26 protein-coding genes are annotated in these 18,857 nt (G+C 42.5%); 12 read left to right on the top strand and 14 right to left on the bottom strand.

Features of this window, described 5'->3' with window-relative positions:
• Positions 1 to 160 precede the first annotated feature (160 nt).
• Together FPZ42_RS00400 and FPZ42_RS00405 are read left to right on the top strand one after the other, a co-directional pair.
• The gene (locus FPZ42_RS00400; RefSeq protein WP_146268525.1) at positions 161 to 373 is read left to right on the top strand and encodes a hypothetical protein; all 213 of its coding nucleotides are present in this window, start codon (positions 161 to 163) and stop codon (positions 371 to 373) included.
• Positions 374 to 395: 22 nt separating this feature from the next.
• The gene (locus tag FPZ42_RS00405) at positions 396 to 953 is read left to right on the top strand and encodes a YdeI/OmpD-associated family protein (protein WP_146268526.1); all 558 of its coding nucleotides are present in this window, start codon (positions 396 to 398) and stop codon (positions 951 to 953) included.
• A gap of 135 nt (positions 954 to 1,088) precedes the next feature.
• On the opposite strand, the gene FPZ42_RS00410 is transcribed toward FPZ42_RS00405, so the two are convergent.
• The 7 genes from FPZ42_RS00410 to FPZ42_RS00435 form a co-directional block, all read right to left on the bottom strand.
• Positions 1,089 to 1,448: a DUF1493 family protein gene (locus FPZ42_RS00410; RefSeq protein WP_146268527.1), complete on the bottom strand. Its 360-nt coding sequence runs from the start codon at positions 1,446 to 1,448 to the stop codon at positions 1,089 to 1,091.
• Positions 1,449 to 1,561: 113 nt separating this feature from the next.
• Entirely contained in the window at positions 1,562 to 2,071 is a 510-nt protein-coding gene (locus FPZ42_RS00415) for a GNAT family N-acetyltransferase (RefSeq protein WP_146268528.1), read from the bottom strand.
• Between the two features lie 44 nt (positions 2,072 to 2,115).
• Positions 2,116 to 2,451, bottom strand: a complete 336-nt coding sequence (locus tag FPZ42_RS00420) for a cupin domain-containing protein (protein ID WP_146268529.1) — start codon at positions 2,449 to 2,451, stop codon at positions 2,116 to 2,118.
• A 6-nt stretch (positions 2,452 to 2,457) separates the two neighbouring features.
• Positions 2,458 to 3,651 carry a metallophosphoesterase gene (locus FPZ42_RS00425; protein WP_222431527.1) on the bottom strand — a complete coding sequence of 398 codons (1,194 nt, stop codon included), beginning with the start codon at positions 3,649 to 3,651 and terminating at the stop codon, positions 2,458 to 2,460.
• Between the two features lie 221 nt (positions 3,652 to 3,872).
• Positions 3,873 to 4,157 (bottom strand): hypothetical protein, encoded by a 285-nt coding sequence (locus FPZ42_RS00430; RefSeq protein ID WP_146268531.1) that lies wholly within the window; start codon positions 4,155 to 4,157, stop codon positions 3,873 to 3,875.
• A 41-nt stretch (positions 4,158 to 4,198) separates the two neighbouring features.
• Positions 4,199 to 4,363 (bottom strand): hypothetical protein, encoded by a 165-nt coding sequence (locus FPZ42_RS19080; protein WP_186458658.1) that lies wholly within the window; start codon positions 4,361 to 4,363, stop codon positions 4,199 to 4,201.
• A 132-nt stretch (positions 4,364 to 4,495) separates the two neighbouring features.
• Positions 4,496 to 5,146 carry a Pr6Pr family membrane protein gene (locus FPZ42_RS00435; protein ID WP_146268532.1) on the bottom strand — a complete coding sequence of 217 codons (651 nt, stop codon included), beginning with the start codon at positions 5,144 to 5,146 and terminating at the stop codon, positions 4,496 to 4,498.
• Between the two features lie 114 nt (positions 5,147 to 5,260).
• Here FPZ42_RS00435 and FPZ42_RS00440 point away from each other — a divergent pair, with 114 nt between their 5' ends.
• Positions 5,261 to 5,713: a VOC family protein gene (locus FPZ42_RS00440; RefSeq protein ID WP_146268533.1), complete on the top strand. Its 453-nt coding sequence runs from the start codon at positions 5,261 to 5,263 to the stop codon at positions 5,711 to 5,713.
• Between the two features lie 115 nt (positions 5,714 to 5,828).
• On the opposite strand, the gene FPZ42_RS00445 is transcribed toward FPZ42_RS00440, so the two are convergent.
• Complete coding sequence (locus FPZ42_RS00445) at positions 5,829 to 6,014, bottom strand: hypothetical protein (protein ID WP_146268534.1); 186 nt, start codon at positions 6,012 to 6,014, stop codon at positions 5,829 to 5,831.
• Between the two features lie 109 nt (positions 6,015 to 6,123).
• Here FPZ42_RS00445 and FPZ42_RS19085 point away from each other — a divergent pair, with 109 nt between their 5' ends.
• Genes FPZ42_RS19085 through FPZ42_RS00455 form a run of 3 tightly spaced genes read left to right on the top strand, consistent with a single transcriptional unit; the run spans position 6,124 to position 7,679 of the window.
• Positions 6,124 to 6,276 carry a hypothetical protein gene (locus FPZ42_RS19085; protein WP_186458659.1) on the top strand — a complete coding sequence of 51 codons (153 nt, stop codon included), beginning with the start codon at positions 6,124 to 6,126 and terminating at the stop codon, positions 6,274 to 6,276.
• Between the two features lie 45 nt (positions 6,277 to 6,321).
• Positions 6,322 to 6,966: an HAD family hydrolase gene (locus FPZ42_RS00450; protein WP_146268535.1), complete on the top strand. Its 645-nt coding sequence runs from the start codon at positions 6,322 to 6,324 to the stop codon at positions 6,964 to 6,966.
• A gap of 53 nt (positions 6,967 to 7,019) precedes the next feature.
• Positions 7,020 to 7,679, top strand: coding sequence for an MBL fold metallo-hydrolase (locus tag FPZ42_RS00455; RefSeq protein ID WP_146268536.1), 660 nt, complete (start codon positions 7,020 to 7,022; stop codon positions 7,677 to 7,679).
• 48 nt (positions 7,680 to 7,727) lie between these two features.
• On the opposite strand, the gene FPZ42_RS00460 is transcribed toward FPZ42_RS00455, so the two are convergent.
• A complete protein-coding gene (locus FPZ42_RS00460) occupies positions 7,728 to 8,927 on the bottom strand; it encodes an ROK family protein (protein ID WP_146268537.1) in 1,200 nt (399 codons plus the stop codon).
• 228 nt (positions 8,928 to 9,155) lie between these two features.
• Between FPZ42_RS00460 and FPZ42_RS00465 the strand changes: the two genes are divergently transcribed.
• On the top strand, positions 9,156 to 11,405 hold the full coding sequence (locus FPZ42_RS00465) for a TonB-dependent receptor (protein ID WP_146268538.1): 2,250 nt from the start codon (positions 9,156 to 9,158) through the stop codon (positions 11,403 to 11,405).
• 76 nt (positions 11,406 to 11,481) lie between these two features.
• Here the strand turns inward: FPZ42_RS00465 and FPZ42_RS00470 are convergent, their stop codons facing one another.
• Positions 11,482 to 11,988, bottom strand: a complete 507-nt coding sequence (locus tag FPZ42_RS00470) for a GNAT family N-acetyltransferase (protein ID WP_146268539.1) — start codon at positions 11,986 to 11,988, stop codon at positions 11,482 to 11,484.
• 103 nt (positions 11,989 to 12,091) lie between these two features.
• Here FPZ42_RS00470 and FPZ42_RS00475 point away from each other — a divergent pair, with 103 nt between their 5' ends.
• The 3 genes from FPZ42_RS00475 (at position 12,092) to FPZ42_RS00485 (ending at position 13,603) form a co-directional block, all read left to right on the top strand.
• Complete coding sequence (locus FPZ42_RS00475; protein ID WP_146268540.1) at positions 12,092 to 12,544, top strand: DUF2147 domain-containing protein; 453 nt, start codon at positions 12,092 to 12,094, stop codon at positions 12,542 to 12,544.
• Positions 12,545 to 12,636: 92 nt separating this feature from the next.
• On the top strand, positions 12,637 to 13,059 hold the full coding sequence (locus FPZ42_RS00480; RefSeq protein WP_186458660.1) for a DUF2147 domain-containing protein: 423 nt from the start codon (positions 12,637 to 12,639) through the stop codon (positions 13,057 to 13,059).
• 91 nt (positions 13,060 to 13,150) lie between these two features.
• Positions 13,151 to 13,603, top strand: coding sequence for a DUF2147 domain-containing protein (locus FPZ42_RS00485; protein WP_261382198.1), 453 nt, complete (start codon positions 13,151 to 13,153; stop codon positions 13,601 to 13,603).
• Positions 13,604 to 13,657: 54 nt separating this feature from the next.
• Here FPZ42_RS00485 and FPZ42_RS00490 read toward each other — a convergent pair whose 3' ends face one another.
• The 4 genes from FPZ42_RS00490 to FPZ42_RS00505 all read right to left on the bottom strand — a co-directional run bounded on the left by FPZ42_RS00490 (position 13,658) and on the right by FPZ42_RS00505 (position 17,221).
• On the bottom strand, positions 13,658 to 14,230 hold the full coding sequence (locus FPZ42_RS00490) for a YceI family protein (protein WP_146268542.1): 573 nt from the start codon (positions 14,228 to 14,230) through the stop codon (positions 13,658 to 13,660).
• Positions 14,231 to 14,320: 90 nt separating this feature from the next.
• Positions 14,321 to 15,133: an alpha/beta fold hydrolase gene (locus FPZ42_RS00495; protein WP_222431528.1), complete on the bottom strand. Its 813-nt coding sequence runs from the start codon at positions 15,131 to 15,133 to the stop codon at positions 14,321 to 14,323.
• A gap of 136 nt (positions 15,134 to 15,269) precedes the next feature.
• The gene (locus FPZ42_RS00500; protein ID WP_146268543.1) at positions 15,270 to 16,376 is read right to left on the bottom strand and encodes a Gfo/Idh/MocA family protein; all 1,107 of its coding nucleotides are present in this window, start codon (positions 16,374 to 16,376) and stop codon (positions 15,270 to 15,272) included.
• Positions 16,377 to 16,402: 26 nt separating this feature from the next.
• A complete protein-coding gene (locus tag FPZ42_RS00505) occupies positions 16,403 to 17,221 on the bottom strand; it encodes an N-acetylmuramoyl-L-alanine amidase family protein (RefSeq protein WP_146268544.1) in 819 nt (272 codons plus the stop codon).
• A 173-nt stretch (positions 17,222 to 17,394) separates the two neighbouring features.
• Here FPZ42_RS00505 and FPZ42_RS00510 point away from each other — a divergent pair, with 173 nt between their 5' ends.
• Positions 17,395 to 17,727 (top strand): hypothetical protein, encoded by a 333-nt coding sequence (locus tag FPZ42_RS00510; protein ID WP_146268545.1) that lies wholly within the window; start codon positions 17,395 to 17,397, stop codon positions 17,725 to 17,727.
• A 328-nt stretch (positions 17,728 to 18,055) separates the two neighbouring features.
• Positions 18,056 to 18,748 carry a tRNA (5-methylaminomethyl-2-thiouridine)(34)-methyltransferase MnmD gene (mnmD, locus tag FPZ42_RS00515; RefSeq protein ID WP_146268546.1) on the top strand — a complete coding sequence of 231 codons (693 nt, stop codon included), beginning with the start codon at positions 18,056 to 18,058 and terminating at the stop codon, positions 18,746 to 18,748.
• Positions 18,749 to 18,857: the final 109 nt, after the last annotated feature.

The following is an 18,857-nucleotide window of genomic DNA, read 5'->3' on the forward strand; positions in this document are numbered from 1 at the left end:
CTGGCAAAAAAAAATAGATTTAATGAGGCTGGATTACACCTAAAGACCTACAATAGGTAGCGACTGAAAATCGACGTTGACCATAGGTTATCTGTAGTTGAATTAAAACAAATTCCCTTAAAAAATCATTCACAAATTGAACCTTTAAATCCAACAAATCATGAACAGGACTTTAGGAATAATTTTGATAGTGGTTGGCGCAGTTATGCTGATATGGACAGGCTTTACTTATACCAAAAAGGAAAAGATAATTGATGCGGGGCCAATACAGGTATCAGCCGATAGGGAGAAGACGGTAAACTGGCCACCATACTTAGGCGGCATTTTGCTGGTTGGCGGCATTGTGATAGTGGCAACCTCTAAAAAAGCCTAAAGCATTACTGTATATTAGCAGTATGCAGCCCTTATTTTTTGAAACACCCGCTAAATTAAGAGAATGGCTTGAGCAGCACGCAGAGACCGAAAAGGAACTGCTGGTGGGTTTCTACAAAACAGGCTCCGGCTTGCCCAGCATAACCTGGCCGCAATCTGTTGATGAAGCCTTGTGTTTCGGCTGGATAGATGGCGTGCGAAGATCCATAGATGATAAAAGCTATTCCATACGGTTTACGCCGCGTAAGCCCGGCAGTATATGGAGCGCTGTTAACATTAAAAAGATTGAAGAACTTACCGACAAGGGGTTGATGAAACCGGCCGGAGTAGCAGCTTTTGAAAAGCGAAGGGAAGACCGCTCTGCAATTTACGCATTTGAAAACGAGGAGAAAAAATTACTACCTGCTTATAAAAAGCTCTTTAAAGCCAATAAGGCCGCGTGGAAATTTTTTGAGGCCCAGGCACCATGGTATCGAAAGGTTTCTCTGCACAGGGTGATGAGCGCTAAGCAAGAAAAAACGCAACTGAGCCGTTTGCAAAAGCTAATAGAATACAGTGAAAAAGGTGAGCGGATGCCATAAGAAAAAAATACTGTTATCCCGGTTTGTTAGCTACCAAGCCGGGACCCACACCGTAAAAAACTAAACCTGTCATAGCCGTAATTTGTGTGTGATACCACCCTTTGGCCACGGGTGGCACGACAGTTTATCTTTATGCTAAACAAGCTTTCCGTTATCTATAGCCTGCTGCAAAACCGCTACTTTAAACTTTGGCTTGTAACAATAGCCAGTTACCTTTTTAACCCATTTATGCTTGTAGCCGAACATGGCTTTTATCATACGCACCCTTGTTGAACCTTTCGGGTAACCGTATTTATACCAGCTGAACTTTGACTTATCTACCTTGAAATGTTCTGCAAACTCCGAAAGAAAAAGATCTATCTCGATGTCGTAAATGTCGAGATCGAGATCCAGGCTGGTGTCGGCTTTTATCATTGATGTATCAACCGGCACAACCTTGTACCTTCGGCAATAATCAACAATAAAATCCTTTAATTGAGGGGATAGATGGTTCATACAATGCCTTAATAGTTCTGATATAAAGGACACCGATATTTTACCGGCGTTGCATTTAAAGATAATAAATCATCGTAATTGCCTGCAAACGCCTTATTAAAATGGAGAGTAGCCTATAAAGACTTTTCCAGCTTGTACATCTCTAAAGGTTCTTTAGCTACGCCGTTATGCTCGGGTATGGTAAAGGAGATCACTTCGCCTGTTTTGGCGTAGCCACGCCTTTCATAAAAGGCAATCAATTCCTCGCGTTTGGTTATAACGGTCATAGTCATACAATTTAAACCATGTTCCCGGCCAAAATCTTCTGCGGCTTGCAGCAATTGTTTACCTAAACCCTTAGCCTGCAAAGTTGGTGATACGGTAAGCATACCGAGATAAAGCTTTTCGCCACGCTTTTGCAAAAACACACAACCGGTGATTCTTCCATTGTCATCAGTATTTTTTAACATGGTAACAGCCGGGCCATTTAGTTCCTCGGTAAGGCTGCCGATGTCTGTGCGGGTTCCGTCAATCAGGTCTGCCTCAGTTGTCCAGCCTTGTTTGGCGCCTTCGCCGCGATAAGCAGAGTTTACCAGATCAACCAGTTCAGGAATATCAGAAGATTTTGCAGGAGTTATAGCCATGCAGCAAATGTATCGAATAGCTCACAAATGTTAAAGTGCTGCGCTTACAGGTTTTTATAATCCTCGCGTACAGGGGTAAAAACATCTATCAGTTTACAATCTGTAATGGCTAAGCCGCTATGCGGTGCATTTGATGGTATGACCGCAAACATACCCGGGTCAAGTATTTGTGCGGTACCGTTCACCGTTAGCTGAAATTTTCCTTCAATAACGAAAGATAGTTGCTCGTGCATGTGGTTATGTGTACCCAACGCACAGCCCGCCGCAACCTCTATAAAGTTGATAGTATTGCTATCGGTGTGTATCAGTTTAGAGAAAAAGCCCGGAGCGATCTCTCTCGTAGTGATGTCTGCAAAATGCCTGAAAATGTCGTTATCCATAGCCGGTTAAGCTCTTTTCTTTTTTAGTGTGATCACTGTTATCTCAGGCCAGATACCTAACCTGCCTGAAAAGGCCAGGAAGCCAAAGCCGCGGTTAACATACAAATGCCTGTTGTTTTGTTTGATAAGACCAGCCCAATCCAGGTAACGATATTGCACCGGGCTCCAGCGGAAACCTGCAGTTTCTACCCCAAACTGCGCACCGTGTGTATGGCCGGATAACGTTAGGTGAACATCAGTTTTATAATAACGTACCTTCTCCTCCCAATGGGTGGGATCGTGAGAGAGTAGTACTTTAAATGCTTTATCATCTACGCCTTGCAGGGCTTTATCAAGATCTCCTTTTTGTATAAAGCCACGTCCCCAGTTTTGTACACCTATGAGTGATATTTTCTGGCCGTTCTTTTCCAGCTCAACGTTCTCATCCAGTAAAAGGCGATAGCCCAACTCTGCGTGATGGCGCTTCAATTTTTCAAGATTATAGCGCTTTGCCTGTTCGCTCTCCCATTGTATGTAATCTCCATAATCATGGTTACCCAATATCGAAAATTGCCCGTATGGTGCTTTCAACTGCTTAAAATTATCAATATACTGCTCAATTTCCCAGGCAGCATTGTTAACCAGATCGCCGGTAAAGACAAACAGGTCAGATTTTTGAGCATTGGCCAGGTCTATGCCTTTTTGCATTGCCTCTACATTATCAAAACTGCCCGAGTGGATATCGGATAGTTGGGTGATGGTAAATCCGTCAAATGCCTCAGGCAATTCATCGTAGTAAATGGTATGCTTATGCACCTTATAATCGTATTTACCACGTATCATGGCATAAAAGAAAGATGCAAATGGTATAGCTGCCAGCAATACCGCTATCTCACTTATAAACTTTCGCCGCTGCGGAAAATACGGCTCGCCTTGATCATGCTTCCCAACTAATCCCGTTATAAAGCGCCCAAGATCGCCAAGTGACAATACTATACAAAACACCAATTTGGTAACGAAGAACGTAAGGAAAAGGCTTAACATCCACTCATGAAACGGCGTCATTCCTTTTGCAGAGTTAAAGCTGTTGATGCCAACCAGAAACACAACGGTGACGGCTACCGAGATAAGCAAAAAGCCCCATGGTAACGCTTGCCTGGCAAAGCGCGATTGCCAATCGGCAGTTAAGGTACGCAGGCCATTAAAAACGTACCAATCCATTAAGAACGCTATAGCCGATGTGATAAGGAAAAAATTGAATAAACCGCCTCTTTGCATAAAATTAGATAGCTTAAGATTGCAAGATATAAAAGGATAGGTAATTGATTTGTAAAAACACCTGTTACGTTTTGCGTTAACAATAACCTTAAGAAGGAGGCATTGTTTGATAACCGGCTTAAAACAAAAGCTCCCGTTGCATTTCGCAGCGGGAGCTTTTATTATTAATATCGCCTTACATGTATCGGGCCACGGGCGCGGTAATGATGATGGTAATATGATCGCCTCGGTGCAAAAACCGGGCGGTAATAACGGCGGTGGTAACGGCGCTCTACCACTACTACACGGCGTGGCGGGCGGTGATATACAGGGCGGTTAACATAAACCGGCTGCTCATAAACCACAGGCGCCGGCGTACCTATTTGTGCCGAAATTGACACCTGTGCATCCGCAGTACTAAAACTAAATAGTGCTATTGCCGCAACGGCGACCATCTTTAAGTATTTCATAATTGTTTCGTATTTAGGGTTGATAGAATGTACTTGTTAGATTAATAGTTACGATAGTAGCCGTGGTCGCGATAATAACGGTCGTGATACCTGTCATAATGATACCTGCCGTAACGACGGTTATTATAATTGTCTACTGTACAACTTGAGAATAATGCGGTACCTAACACCAGTACGGCCATTATTTTTATGATGCTCTTTTTCATTTTTAATATCTCCTTCACTTTGCTTTTTAATAGCGCATTGTTTAAATATTAAACTGCGCAAAGCTTTCCAAGTTTAATGCCGCAGGGCTCGCATAACTAACTTGTTACAATCAAATGAAGATATGCCAATGATCAGGATTGTCTTTTCCGCCCTGTAATTCGCTGTGCTATAAAGGCGTACAGCATACAAAACAACCAAAAAACAACAACCAAAACGGCGATATTGAGTGCAACCTGCGGGTACCCAAATTTACCGGCGTCCAAAAAGAAGTAAGGGTATTTGGTTGTTAAAGCACCACGAACAAGAATATAGATGATGTAAAAAAGCGGATAAATAAGCCAGCTGAACGTGCCCCTATAAGTGATACCTGCTTTAGGAGATATAGCAGCCCAAAAGATGAGATACAAGACCGGGTTTACCACATGCAGTAGTTCATCTGCCACACGCGCCCATCCAACAGGATGAAAGGTAGATCGCAAAACAAGATTATATACAAGCGATACAATTGTTATACAAACCGCAACGGCACTCAGCACTCCCGCACGGGTAAACCATTTACCATTAAAGCCTGACAACGCAACACAGCCGGTGCACAATGCAACCAATAAATTGCTTTGTATGGTAAAATAGCTAAAGTACTCTAACAGGAAGCCACCCAATGTACGCTCTCTGTCTGCATAGCCAGGTAGGGACATGCTTAGCTGAAGTACAATAGCTGCAATGCACAACAATGATATAATAGCGCAAAATGCGCGCGTACCGGAACTTATCTGCTTTAACATAAAGCTTTAACCAAAATGCCGTAAAAATGATTGTAAGTATAATTGTTACACATAATTTTTCTACAAGCTGATCCCTATACAATTACTAACGTATATTTACACAAACCAATAACCATGCGTATTTCTCTACCCAAATTACTGGCCGGTGTAGCCGTTTGTATGTTCATGTTTGTTTGCCCTGCTGCGAAAGCACAGGCAACGTTTAATCATATAGCCCTTTGCTCAAAAGATCTGAAAAAGAGCAACGAGTTTTATACCACCGTTTTAAATCTCAAAATTATCCCGAATCCATTTAAGGATACCGTGCATACCTGGTACAGCATTGCACCCAATATTGCCATGCACGTAATACAAAGCAATTGCGCAACTACTAAGGTTATAGCAGATCATATTTGTTTCAGCGTATCATCGGTACCCAAATTTGCTGAGATGCTCAAAGCAAAAAACATTTCCTATTGCAACTGGAAACAAGTGCCGGGCCAGATAGAACATCGTATTGATGGCGTGTCTCAGCTTTACATCCAGGATCCGGACGGCTACTGGATCGAGATAAATGACGCTAAATAGCATACTGCTTTAATTCTAACAGTTTCATCAGGCAACAATTTCGCCCGCAAACCTTATTATTATATTTTAACAGACGTGTTATGATATAACGAATTTGCGCGTCTCGTGGATGAAATTATGCCAGATGAAGGGGTTTATCAACATACCTGTAACTTTCTGTTGCAAAAACTGCAAGCAATGCGGCGCAAGGCCCATAGTTGCATGGGTTGATACCATAAGGTACGTTGTAAAATGCCCTGTCGATAACTCTCATTACCAGACTAAGCCGGGTATTATTGATATAGATGATTGGAATTTCCACAACTCATCTTTATATGGTGATTAACAGCTAATTCTCTAATTAGTTGCCACTGGCTTTAAACCATACGCGCCACTCATGGTCACACAAACAGAAATAACAACCTGTTACCATGAAAAAAGCAATTGACACTATACTCACCGATATAAACAACGTATTTGTAAAAGGCGATTCAAACAAAGTAGAGCAGGCAAGAATGTTCTTGCTGCTGGCTTTACCTGTCATGTCGTTATTGTACATATTTGGTCAGTTTCCTATTTATTGATCGGGTGCACTCAAAATAATTCTATTTTTGCGGCACAAACCCGATATGGAAAACTTAAAAGGAAAATTCGACAGCATTATATTTGATCTGGATGGCACACTTTGGGACAGTACAGAAACCATCAGTCGTGCATGGCAAACGGCCCTGGACCGGGCTCCTTTTATGGCAGGCGAGGTGATGAGCCGTGAGCGGGTAAGATCTATCACCGGGATGACCTACGATGCCATTTTCCAAAAGTTATTCCCATCGCTTAGCGTTGAACAACGCAGCCAGGTACAACAACTTTGCTCAGTTGCCGAGTTGGATATCCTGCACAAACAAGGCGGCGAGCTTTATCCAAACCTTGCGGATACGTTAACTTACTTAGGCCAATTATACAAGCTTTATATTGTAAGTAACTGCCAGAGCGGCTATATCGAATTGTTTTTAGATCTGCATAACATGCACCCGCATTTTCTTGCCCATCAATGTTTTGGCACCAAAGGAAACCCTAAGGCAGATAACATAAAAGACATTGTGAATGATCATAACCTGCAAGCACCTGTTTATATAGGTGATACTATGGGCGATTATGACGCTGCTGCAAAAGCCGGCGTTCCCTTCATTTTTGCGGCCTATGGTTTTGGGGCCGTTGAAACAGGTATGGTTGCAACTATCAACAAATTTGAGGAACTAAAAGAAATATTATAATCAAACTTTTAGGCAATAAGTAGGGTTTAAAATTTAAACTACTGTTGCTAAAAATGAATATTTCTAAATTCTTGCATTCGTGCCTGGTGTTTGAAGATAAGGGGTATAAGATCTTATTCGACCCCGGTAAGTTTACTTTTGCAGAGGGATTAATTAAACCGGATAGCTTTGCTGATGTTAATGCGATAATCATCACTCATATTCACCCCGATCATCTTGATGTAGATAACCTTAAAAAGATAGTTGCGAGCAGCCAAGCCCGCGTTTACACCAATGATGAAGTGGGCGAAGCATTGGCGAAAGAAGATATACCCTTCAACATCATCAAAGAAGGCACATTTGACCTGGGGCCGTTTAAATTACATGCCTTCCCCGTGCAACACGAACCATTGCTGGATAACTCGATACCTCAAATGACCGGCTTTATCATCAACGATAAAGTTTTGCACCCGGTTGATTCAATGGAGACTAAACTCACCGAATTCAGAGATATTGAAGTACTTATCATGGTTACCATGTCCCCCTTTGCCAACGAACTGCGTATAGCAGGCTTTGCAGACCGAGTGAGGCCTAAAAGGATACTGCCTGTACACGATGGCTACGCTAAAGAATTCTTTCTGAAGCAGCGTTATGAAAACTACAGAAAACATTTTGAGAGATCAGGTATTGAGTTTCACCAGATCATTGAGATAGGCGATGGCATAAGCGTTTGACATATTCTAAGCACTTTTAGCAATCTCTGGTTAACTAATCTCCGATCACTAAACAACCTTATCTTCTTTATCGAAATTCTCCATTACCAATACGGCAGCACCTATCAGCTCGGCATCAAAGCCTAATGAAGAAATTAAAAGCTCCGTGCCGGATGATAGTCTTGGGATACAATATTTGTGCAAAGCCTGTTGTATTGGAGCCATCAGGATCTTACCAACCTTTGCTCCCCGGCCGCTCAACACAATATTAGCAGGGTTCATGATATGGATCAGTATAGCCAGCGCCTTGCCAATTTTATAACCGGCTTCGGTAAGCAACTCAATGGCAAATTGGTCGCCTTGATTAGCGGCTTCCATTAAAGCATCCCCTATCAGTTTCGATTGGCCATCCTGCAACTGCAGACTGGTAACCCGGCCCTTCTTTATCCCCTTTTCAGCCTTCTTTGCCACAACCAGCATCGATGCTTCCGCCTCCAGGCAGCCACGTTTGCCACATACACAAAGCTCGCCATCGTCAGATAACGGTATATGACTTAACTCGCCTGCAAAGCCGTTGTAGCCTCTGAATATTTTGCCATCGATGATCATGCCTAAACCTATACCCCAGCCCAGGTTTATTACCATCACCTCTTGCTGAGAGCGGGCAATACCAAACTTTTGCTCGGCCAGTGCAATTAAGCTCGAGTCGTTATCTATGTAAGTAGTGATGCCTGTAGCGCGCTCTATGTATTTGCTCAGGCTTTCGCCGCCGGCATCAAGGTAGGTATAGTTGATACCTTCAATGGCGTTGATAAAGCCGGGCATGCCTATGCCTATACCTGCAATTTTATCTTTAGCTACACCGGTTTGAGCTATATATTTTTTTAGGTGGTTTATCAGTTGGGAAAGTGCTTCATCATTATTATGAAGCTTTAACTCAACCGTAGCCATATCGGCAATTGGGCTGTTGTTGAGATCAAGCATTTGTATCCTTGCCGATAGCTGGTCCATCGCTACGGCTAATATGAACATAGCATTGGCATTGATAGCGTACATCAGCGGGCGGCGTCCACCGCTTGATGGCGCATAACCCTGTTCAACCACAAAGCCCTCTTTTATCAATTCATTGATTGCCTTGGCTATAGACGGGATACTTTTATCAAAAAGCTGGCTTAAACCGGCACAAGACATTGCTTTATCAAAATACAACCTTTTAATGATCATATTTTTTAGCCAGCTACTTTTAACACCGGTACTCTTAACTTCCATGGGATAATTCGTATACTTTAAATAGTTTCTGTAGAAACTGCTGTTTAAAATTAGCATTTTTTCAGAACACAGCAATAAGTGATAAAACTTTTTAAATTATGCAAAAAAGCAAAAGTCACCCTTGGTAGGTGGCTTTATAGTGATGGAAGATGTCTAATTTGACAACAAGTTTTGGCATTTCCACATTAAAGGGACATTTCTTTATCTTCGCCGCTTTACTGGATCTTCATGAGGAAAGTTTTACTGCTTTTGATCTTCTCATTATCTATTACGCACCTGTTCGCGCAGGGAAAAATATCCGGCCTTGTCATTGACAGTGCAACACGTATCCCGATTAGCAATTTGGTGGTCAAGCTTGACAACGGCCAGGCAGATGTTACAGATGAAGCCGGCAGGTTTTTCTTTAAGAACGCACAGGGCCAGAAGCTGATTCTTAGTGCAGTAGGATACAGAAAACAGATCGTAGATCTGTCAGCATCACGAAATAATATTACCATAGTGATGGCAACTCAGCAAACTCAATTGCAAGACGTAACGATCACGACGCATACTTTTAACCCGTACAAAGCAATCAGTGAAATGGATATCAAACTCCGCGGCGTGTCTAACTCTCAGGAAGTTTTGCGGATAGTGCCGGGCTTGTTTATCGGGCAGCATCAGGGCGGAGGAAAAGCTGAACAAATATTTTTGCGGGGTTTTGATAACGACCATGGCACAGACATCAACATGAGCGTGGATGGCATGCCTATTAATATGGTGTCACAGGCACACGGACAAGGGTATGCCGATAGCCACTTCATTATCCCCGAAACAATAGAGAGTACTACCTATAAAAAAGGCATGTATGATGCCGATAAAGGTGATCTTGCTGTAACAGGTTGGGTAAATTTCAACACTGCAAATGCAATTAGCGGCAATACCATTAAAGCAGAAGCCGGGCAATTTGATACGTATCGTTTATTAGGCATGGTTAATTTATTAAACGATAATGCTAAAGTGAAAGGACAATCCTGGTACGCTGCTTCAGAATATCGTTACAGCAACAGTTATTTTGACAATCCACAGCATTTTAACCGCTTTAATTTTTTCACCAAATATCATGGGCGCTTAAATGCCAATAATATACTTACACTTAGCGCTTCAACCATGTACAGTAAATGGAAGGCATCGGGCCAAATACCGGAGAGCGCGGTAGATGAGGGCATCATCGGTTTTTACGGTGCTATAGACCCAAACGAAGGCGGCTTAACCTCGCGCACTAACGTAAACGCCCAATTACTTACTACACTGGGAAACAATGATCTGCTAAAGAATCAACTTTATTACTCCCGTTATAAATTTGATCTGCATACCAACTTCACTTTTTATCTTGTTGATACCGTTAATGGTGATGAGATACGTCAACGGGAGGCGCGTAACTTATTTGGCTATAACGGGAGTTATCTGCACGAAAGCTATATTGGTGGCACCAAGCTTACCTCAGAATTTGGAATTAACGCACGTTTGGACGCTACAAAAGGTTCAGAACTTTCACATACGGTAAATAACTTTACACTGCTTGATCCCCTAAAGCTGGGCAACATTACTGAAACAAGTGCAGGCGCGTATCTAAGCGAAACATTTCAATTCACACCTAAATTCAGTTTAAACGCCGGATTGCGGTTTGATCAATTCTTTTACCGTTACAACAACAAATTACCAAGTGATAGTACACTTAATGGGGCGGGTATTTATAAAGCCACCAATAACATAATTAGCCCTAAAATAAACTTCTATTATCAGGCTACTGATAAAGCCCAGTTCTACTTGTTTTTAGGCAAAGGATTCCATTCAAATGACACACGGGTTGTAGTAACCGAAAAGGGACTGCAAACCCTGCCTGCCGCTTACGGAGCGGATTTAGGCAGCATTATAAAGCCAACCAAAAATCTGCTTTTTAATGCAGCAATATGGTATAGTTACCTGCAAAAAGAATTTGTTTATGCCGGCGACGGCGGTTCAGTTGAATTTAGCGGAAGAACCCGGCGTGTGGGTATTGATCTGTCCGGTCGTTATCAACCTCTATCATCTGTTTACCTTGATGCAGATATTAACTACGCCCATGGCCGTGCTATCGATGACCCCGCCGGGCAAAACTATATTCCGTTGGCCCCGGTGTGGAGCAGCACAGGTGGTGTAACCTACATATTTAGAGATGGCTTTAACGGTAGTTTGCGTTACCGGTGGCTGGGCAACAGGGCGGCCAATGAGGATTATAGCTTAAAGGCTGAAGGCTACTTTGTTAACGATCTTGTTCTCAATTACACCAAACGCAGGTATGAGATCGGGATTACGATAAACAACCTGTTCAACGTAAAATGGAAAGAGACCCAGTTTGAGACAGAGACCCGCTTAAAAGGCCAGATGCCGATAAATAACATAGCCTTTACGCCCGGCACTAAGTTTTTTGCGGTAGCCCATTTAAGCTATAATTTCTGATTGGAAATAAACCCATCTGTCTTGCAACCTCTAACGTTCGATTTGATAGCTGGCTGAGGCATATATTCGCATTATGCTAATTGCCTGCATCCATACGCATTTGCAGCAGGTAAGGCTTAAAGCCAAACTTTTCGTAGGCCTTTATTGCCGGAGCGTTCTCGCTGTATACCTCCAGTCGCAGTTCAGATACATTGCGAGATTTGGCCCAATCTTTTAACGCATCAATTACCAACCTATTGATTCCTTTACCCCTGTACTCCGGCAGCACATACATAAAACCCAGGTAAGCCTCGTGCGAATGACGTAGATACGGTTTCGACTCGTTGATGCGGGCATAACCGCTGGCGATAACCTCTCCGTTTAATTCTGCTACAACCAGGTATGAATCCGATGAGGTGAGCAGCCAATCCAGATCATAATATTGTTGCGGACCGGGTTTCATCTCCGGCGTAAAAGTACGCTCTGCTTCCACCACCCCCTGCTCAAAACGCAACAGGACGGGTTTGTCCGTAAGTGTAGCTTTACGGATGATCGGGGAATCATTTTCTTTGTAGGCAGCAGGTGTCCATTCGGTGCGGATCATAGTTGCTAATTTAAAGGATAAACGGTAAAGTAAAATTTATTAGTGCATTCAAACAATCCCCGCCTAAACTGTTATTGCTTAAATCTCTATAATTGCAATTACTATGCGTTTACTTTCCGTTTTAATCCTGATTGTGTTATGTTCTTTCAGATCTGTCCTTGTTGATGAGGTGAGCGATGCCAACCGCATCTGTGGCAAATGGGAATCGAGCGGAAAAGACCTGGTTGTTGAGGTATATCCTTACAAAAACACCTTTAGGGCTAAAATGATACGCTTTACCGGCGGCGTTACCAAAGACAAACCTATGGAAAATATAACCGATAAAAAAAACCCTGATCCGGCATTACGCAACCGCAAAGTTTTAGGCCTTGATGTAGTTGAAGGGCTTATTTACAACCCTAAAACAAAATCATGGGAAGGCGGCCACATTTATGAAGTGCAAAGCGGTAAATACTGGAGCGCTGCGGCTACTTTAGATGGCGATAACACTTTGAAAGTTAAAGGGTATTGGAAAGTTAAACTACTCGGGAAAACCATGACCTTTCATAGAATTTAAGCTTAACCTTAATTGGCATTGCTATTGCCTTTATAGTACGTACTAAAGACAATACCATGACAAAACGCTTTTTATCGATTTTTTGCATCATAATGTTGTACAGCAGTACAAATTATAGTACACCAAACAACAAAGCAGTAGAAGATATGGTGTGCGGGAAATGGCAACTGGTTGACGACGCGCTTACAGTGCAGGTCTATCGGGAGGGTTCTGAATTTAGGGCAAAGATCATCTCGTTTGATGACCACGATGATACCAAACCGATGGATTACTGGACAGATGACCTTAATCCAAACCCCGCTCTGCGCAGCCGCAAAATTTTGGGTATGAATGTGGTAGAAAAGCTTACTTACAACCCAACAACCAACACTTGGGAAGACGGCGTTATATACGATGCCAAACACGGCCGCCATTGGAACTCCTCAGCTTATTTGACAAAGGAGGGCTTTCTAAAAGTTAAAGGTTATTGGCACGTTAAATTTATCGGTAAAACCCTGACTTTTAAGAGAGTATAGTCAATAAATCAAGAAATTTTTTTTCTTAAAAGTTTGGATTGTAACATTCTTGTTTCATATATTTATGTCACATCAATGTCATCCAATAATTATGTTGAAGATCTTCCAAATTTCGTTAATCACAGTACTGCTTACTGGGTTAACTTGTACCGCAGGCAATGTGCACAGCGATGAGGTAATTTGTGGTAAATGGATTTCAGAGGACAAAGATCTGATTATTCAAGTCTCGAAAGATAACCTTGAATATCATGCAAAAATAGTTTGGTTTGATGACCGTGACGAAAGTATGCAGCTTGATGACCACTTTGACAGGCTGAACCCAGACCCAACACTACGTAACCGTAAGATCGTTGGGATGGAGGTTTTGGAAAAACTTCAATACGCTCCTAACACTAATACGTGGGAAAACGGTGTTATTTATGATGCCAAACATGGCCGCCTCTGGAACTCATGTGCTTACATTAACAGCAAAGGCGAGTTGAAGGTTAAAGGCTATTGGCACTTCAAATTTATTGGCAAAACGCTCACCTTTAAAAGGGTATAAAAAAACGGCGCCTTTTTTAAAAAAGCGCCGTCATTATATAAATTAATCAAAAACTTATTGTTTCATGAACTCGCCATTAGCAACAAGTTCAACTTCGTCGCTAAGCATTGGCGAGCCGTATTTGCTGCCAAAGCCAAAATCAGAACGTTTGATAGTACCGGTGATCTTGAAACCTGCATCAGGGCCTTTGGTCATTGGGTTAGTAATGGTACCGCGGTAAACTACATCTAAAGTTACCGGTTTGGTCACGCCATGTAAGGTTAAGTTACCGGTAACTTTGTATTTGTTAGTACCGTTTGGCTTAACTGAAGTGCTAACGAAGTTTAACGTTGGGAATTTTTCAACATCAAAAAACTCAGCACCTTTAAGGTGGCCATCACGCCTTTCGTTGTCTGTATCAACTGTAGCAGTTTTTGCAGAGAAAGTATATTTCGCATCGCTGAAATCAGGTTTTGCGGCAACGATAGTTGCATCAAAATCTTTGAATTTGCCATCAACATCAGACACTGCTAAGTGAGTGATAGAGAATTTTACTTGTGAGTGCGCCTTGTCAACCGTCCAGGTGCTTTGCGCAGATACAGCCGTTGCTAAAAAAGCAACAGTGATTAGGGTGAAGATCTTTTTCATTTTGTTTTTTCTGAGTTTAATTGAGACAAATGTATAAAAGGTTTTTATAAAAGATGTTTAAACATCCTTTTTTTAAATGTGTATGACAATTCAATGCTGAGAGAAAAACTCATCAACCCGCTTGTTAAACGCTGCAGCATGTTCTACCAAGGTACCATGGCCCGAGTTTTTCACTATCCAAAGCTTTGAGCCTTTGATGTTTTTCTGAATGTAGCGGGTGTGGCTATCGCTTATCACGTCATGGTCGCCGGCAATGATAAAGGCCGGACAGTTTATTTTGTGCAGATCTGCTGCGGTTAGGTTAGGCTGCTCCCAATCAAGCAGGAACATTTTCCAGCGATTTTTATCTGCTGTGGTTTTCCATACGCGGTTCTTGTTTTCCTCGTAATATTTTTTGCCGCTCGCCCAGCCCTTTGGGTCGGCAAATGAGCTGGCATCAGGGGTAACGTTGGCACCGGTTGCAGCGAATGCTATAACTTTATTGGGGTGATGTATAGCCATCATAATGGCATTGATACCACCATCACTCCATCCTAAAACATAGGCTTTTTGGATATGCATCAGATCGAGCAGTGCGGCAAAATCGTCAGCCATTTGCTCAAAGCTGATCTTTGGGTTTGGATCAACAGACTTGCCTTGCGAACGACTATCGACCAAAATAACCCTGTGCTTCTTAGCAAAATAGGCTACATTCTCGCTAAAAGCGCTCATATCTCCGCCATTGCCATGGGTCATCAGTAGTGGTTTACCCTGGCCGTACTCTTCTACATAAAGTTTGATGCCATTAACCTGGTAATACTTACCAGCGGCGGGGTTGCTGCCATAAGGTATTTTTTGGCCGTAGCCTAACACAGCTAATAATTGCGGGATAATGCCCATTAGTAAAAAACGTTTAAGGCGCATGACTTTTTTTGTGAAAGATAATGATATTCCTTATTTGCAAAAAGCCCTTATGAGTGTTCACGTTTACAACAATGAACACCGTGAACGCTTGTGAACGCTGACATTATTTTGTCAGGAAAAATTTATAAAAACATTGTTACCCTATTTTCTCCCACTTTCCGCTATCAAGGCTGCGGTAAATGGCATCTATTACCTTCATATCCTTTTCGCCTTCTTCGCCGGGTACACGGCTGGTTTTATTGAGGCGCACGCAGGTGGCAAAGTCGTCCATCTGGGCAGCCTGCTGGTTTATGTTTGGCAGGTTCATAGGCTTGCCGTTAATATGGCCGTCGATACCATCATAACCGTATGCGGGTTCTATATCAAACTTGCCTTTCTCGGTTGTTACTCTTAAATAGCCCCAATTATTGTTATAGCTTGATTTGCCGGTCACCTTTTGCCCGCCCGGAAATTTTAGTTCCCAAAAAACGGTTTCATCTACCTCTTTAAATAACTCAGGTTTTGTTTTTTCCTGAGTGGCTTTAACGGCTATGGGTTCCTGGCCCAAAGTGTATCTGGCGGCTTGTATGGCATAAATGCCCATATCCATTAAACCTCCGCCACCGGCCAGGGCTTTTTTTAAGCGCCATGCGTTAGGGTCGCCGGTGTAAACAAAACCGTTGCCCGTGTCAATTACGGTTACCTTTCCTAACACATTCTTTTGGCCAAGGCGCATGGCTTCCATGTTATGCGGTTCAAAATGCAAACGGTAGCCAATTGAAAGCAACCGGTTGGCTTTTTTGCAAGCGGCGATCATTTCACGGCAATCTGCAGCATTTAGCGCCATCGGTTTCTCGCATATTACATGCTTGCCCGCCCTGGCGGCGCGTATGGTGTACTCTTTATGCATAGATACCGGCAGCACAACGTAAACAATATCGATGTCCGGATTTTTCGCTATCTCATCAAAATTTTGATAGTTATAAATGTTCTTTTGCGGAATGTTATATTTTTTTGACCATTCTTCGGCCTTTGAAGGTGTACCGGTAACAATGCCTGCCAGGTAGCAATTTTGCGTTTGCTGAAGCGCCGGGGCCAGTTGTCCGCCTCCGTACCCACCCAAGCCCACCAAAGCGATGCCCAGTTTTTTAACCGGTGATGCACCGGCAGCAGCTAACAACGCCGGACTGATGACCAGCGCCCCCGCCATTATGGAACCATTACGTATAAAATCTCTTCTTGATGTGTTTACTCCTGGTTTCATAATGCTTTTGTTTTAATGTTTATCGTTTAATCAAACCCTTTTTTGTATTGCTTTACCGCGTTTACAATGGAGCGGGCAATGGCATTTTGTCCTTCGGCAGAATTGAGGTATTTTTCATCAGCCGGATTGTTAATAAAGCCTGTTTCTAAAAGCAAGCCCGGCATCCCACTTTGTTGTAAAACTAATACTCCCTGTTCTTTAACTCCCAAACTGCGGCGGCCATCTTTCTCTTTGATCTGCGTATTTAAAAGGTTACCAAAGTGGATACTCTGTTTCCTGTAGCGCTGTTGAAAAGCACTCATGATAATGGCATTTACTGCAGCATCCTCGCTATAACCGTTATATTTCTTTTTATAATCCTTCTCAATAAATATAGAAGCATTCTCGCGCAGTGCCTCCATTTGCTCCTGCTTACGATGGTAACCATAAACCAGTAATAAAACGCCGCGGTGGGTACCTTTTTTCTCCGGCGATGAGTTACAGTGTATAGATATAAACAAATTTGCATGGTTATCGTTTGCGATATCTGCACGTTTATGTAGTTCAATAAACTTATCGGTACTGCGGGTCATGATCACATCAACGGCCGGCATCTCATCATTAAGCATATTTTTAAGCCTCTTCCCTATTTCAAGCGCCACAGTTTTTTCTTTTGAAAAAGTACCATGCGAACCAGGGTCTTTGCCGCCATGGCCGGGATCGATTACAATGGTTTTAAATTTATAAGTGGAGTGCGCAGTTTCGGCAGTTTTTTTGCTTTTGCCTTGAGCAGCGACATACTGATCATTTACGATTAATAAAAATGCAATAAAAGCGAAGGTTGTTGTTAAGTGCCTGTTTAACATGCCGCAAAGGTATACGGATTAAACTAAAACAAGTGGTTATTTGTGAAATTGCTAATAGTGAAAATGCGCAATAGTTAATTTTTTTATAAACAATTGCAACCCCGGGTTAAACGCTTCCGTAATAAATAAAACTAAGCAACCTGTCACTGAAATTGATTTGAAGGGGTATTTTTATGAACGACTATTTTACATCACCGACAGCGATTTTTTTCTACTTCTTAGTGGCAGGCTCAACATTGGTTTATTTTATACTACTGTTTGATAAAAAGAACAGGCAAAAGTTAAGTAAGATTTTGGTAGAGGCGCAAGGCACCCAACCTATGCTGATGAAAAAAGCTGCAGAACATAAAATGCGCGCGTTGAAGGCAGCCGTGAATGATCGCCGGTTTGACCACAGCCAGGTTGAGAAACAGTTGGATAAGCTTGTTGCAGATTACGATAAAGGCCTTATTTCTTTACCCGATTACTGCCATAGTTTGAACCACCTTATCGCCATGACGGCGTAAGTTAGCGTTAGAGATTTGTGATCAGAGATCAGGTTTTAGAGATCTTGAAAGAATAGCGGAACTTAACGACACCAAAAAATCGGCCTTCGTTAAAGGCGGCAAGCATATGCACTGCTGTAGGAGAGACTTAAAAACATTTTGCGGCAGCCGCGACTTTTCTCTGGTTACTATCTTTGAGAGAAAAGAAAGTAACATCCACTGATGATAACTTACTTCACTTACATTCTTTACGGAGAACTACCTATGAGATTGCCGCGCTATCGCTCGCAATGACATGGTGTTAGAAAAAATTATAATTCCTATTTCTTTTCTTTGTTTGTTTGCATAGATGAACAAAGAAAATACTCACCTCACCATAGTAACTACGGCCGATGGTTCGAAAACCATACACAACGCGATAGTTGGCGAAAACTACCATTCTAAGCATGGCGCATTACAGGAAAGCCAGCATGTTTTCCTTAAATCGGGATTGCAACATTTCCTGGATAAAAATCCTTCGGGCGAGGTGTCTGTATTAGAAGTTGGTTTCGGCACGGGGTTAAATTTCTTGCTCACTGCCGATTACTGTTCAGAACAAAATATCAAGCTCCGTTATACCGGCATAGAGGCCTATCCGCTTACGCCTGACATGATAGCCGAAACGGGCTATGAAAATTTTGTGGCACCGGCTACCTGGGAAAATTTCATAAGCGATTATCCGGCAGCTTTGGCCGCCCCAAGTCAACTTTTGGAAAACATTGAACTGGAGATAGCAGTAACACAATTGACGAATTTTTCATCAGGTAAAACTTTTGATGTGATCTACTTTGACGCCTTTGCTGCTATCCACCAGCCCGAAATGTGGACGGATGAGGCTATAGCGCATACTTTTAAATTTTTAAAGCCGGGCGGCGTGTTTGTTACCTATGCCATAACCGGCAATTTAAAGCGAAGCGTCAAAGCATTAGGATTAAAGGTGGAGAAAGCGCCCGGCGCACCCGGCAAACGCGAGATGCTCCGCGCTGTCGCGAGTGTGCAGTAGCCAGTGAGCAGTTTTCAGCTTTGTTTGGTTAGCTGTGGAGGGTACGCTACACACGTCCTTCTCCGCAACTAACTATTAGTGAGCTGTAACTCCACTTCGTTATACTTTA

The sequence above is a fragment of the Mucilaginibacter achroorhodeus genome (assembly GCF_007846095.1).
Classification (GTDB): domain Bacteria; phylum Bacteroidota; class Bacteroidia; order Sphingobacteriales; family Sphingobacteriaceae; genus Mucilaginibacter; species Mucilaginibacter achroorhodeus.

Coding starts and splice junctions, on each gene's coding strand:
- FPZ42_RS00400 (WP_146268525.1), top strand. CDS start 161: ATGAACAGGACTTTAGGAATAATTTTGATAGTGGTTGGCGCAGTTATG.
- FPZ42_RS00405 (WP_146268526.1), top strand. CDS start 396: ATGCAGCCCTTATTTTTTGAAACACCCGCTAAATTAAGAGAATGGCTT.
- FPZ42_RS00410 (WP_146268527.1), bottom strand. CDS start 1,448: ATGAACCATCTATCCCCTCAATTAAAGGATTTTATTGTTGATTATTGC.
- FPZ42_RS00415 (WP_146268528.1), bottom strand. CDS start 2,071: ATGGCTATAACTCCTGCAAAATCTTCTGATATTCCTGAACTGGTTGAT.
- FPZ42_RS00420 (WP_146268529.1), bottom strand. CDS start 2,451: ATGGATAACGACATTTTCAGGCATTTTGCAGACATCACTACGAGAGAG.
- FPZ42_RS00425 (WP_222431527.1), bottom strand. CDS start 3,651: ATGGATTGGTACGTTTTTAATGGCCTGCGTACCTTAACTGCCGATTGG.
- FPZ42_RS00430 (WP_146268531.1), bottom strand. CDS start 4,157: ATGAAATACTTAAAGATGGTCGCCGTTGCGGCAATAGCACTATTTAGT.
- FPZ42_RS19080 (WP_186458658.1), bottom strand. CDS start 4,363: ATGAAAAAGAGCATCATAAAAATAATGGCCGTACTGGTGTTAGGTACC.
- FPZ42_RS00435 (WP_146268532.1), bottom strand. CDS start 5,146: ATGTTAAAGCAGATAAGTTCCGGTACGCGCGCATTTTGCGCTATTATA.
- FPZ42_RS00440 (WP_146268533.1), top strand. CDS start 5,261: ATGCGTATTTCTCTACCCAAATTACTGGCCGGTGTAGCCGTTTGTATG.
- FPZ42_RS19085 (WP_186458659.1), top strand. CDS start 6,124: ATGAAAAAAGCAATTGACACTATACTCACCGATATAAACAACGTATTT.
- FPZ42_RS00450 (WP_146268535.1), top strand. CDS start 6,322: ATGGAAAACTTAAAAGGAAAATTCGACAGCATTATATTTGATCTGGAT.
- FPZ42_RS00455 (WP_146268536.1), top strand. CDS start 7,020: ATGAATATTTCTAAATTCTTGCATTCGTGCCTGGTGTTTGAAGATAAG.
- FPZ42_RS00460 (WP_146268537.1), bottom strand. CDS start 8,927: ATGGAAGTTAAGAGTACCGGTGTTAAAAGTAGCTGGCTAAAAAATATG.
- FPZ42_RS00465 (WP_146268538.1), top strand. CDS start 9,156: ATGAGGAAAGTTTTACTGCTTTTGATCTTCTCATTATCTATTACGCAC.
- FPZ42_RS00470 (WP_146268539.1), bottom strand. CDS start 11,988: ATGATCCGCACCGAATGGACACCTGCTGCCTACAAAGAAAATGATTCC.
- FPZ42_RS00475 (WP_146268540.1), top strand. CDS start 12,092: ATGCGTTTACTTTCCGTTTTAATCCTGATTGTGTTATGTTCTTTCAGA.
- FPZ42_RS00480 (WP_186458660.1), top strand. CDS start 12,637: ATGTTGTACAGCAGTACAAATTATAGTACACCAAACAACAAAGCAGTA.
- FPZ42_RS00485 (WP_261382198.1), top strand. CDS start 13,151: ATGTTGAAGATCTTCCAAATTTCGTTAATCACAGTACTGCTTACTGGG.
- FPZ42_RS00490 (WP_146268542.1), bottom strand. CDS start 14,230: ATGAAAAAGATCTTCACCCTAATCACTGTTGCTTTTTTAGCAACGGCT.
- FPZ42_RS00495 (WP_222431528.1), bottom strand. CDS start 15,133: ATGCGCCTTAAACGTTTTTTACTAATGGGCATTATCCCGCAATTATTA.
- FPZ42_RS00500 (WP_146268543.1), bottom strand. CDS start 16,376: ATGAAACCAGGAGTAAACACATCAAGAAGAGATTTTATACGTAATGGT.
- FPZ42_RS00505 (WP_146268544.1), bottom strand. CDS start 17,221: ATGTTAAACAGGCACTTAACAACAACCTTCGCTTTTATTGCATTTTTA.
- FPZ42_RS00510 (WP_146268545.1), top strand. CDS start 17,395: ATGAACGACTATTTTACATCACCGACAGCGATTTTTTTCTACTTCTTA.
- mnmD (WP_146268546.1), top strand. CDS start 18,056: ATGAACAAAGAAAATACTCACCTCACCATAGTAACTACGGCCGATGGT.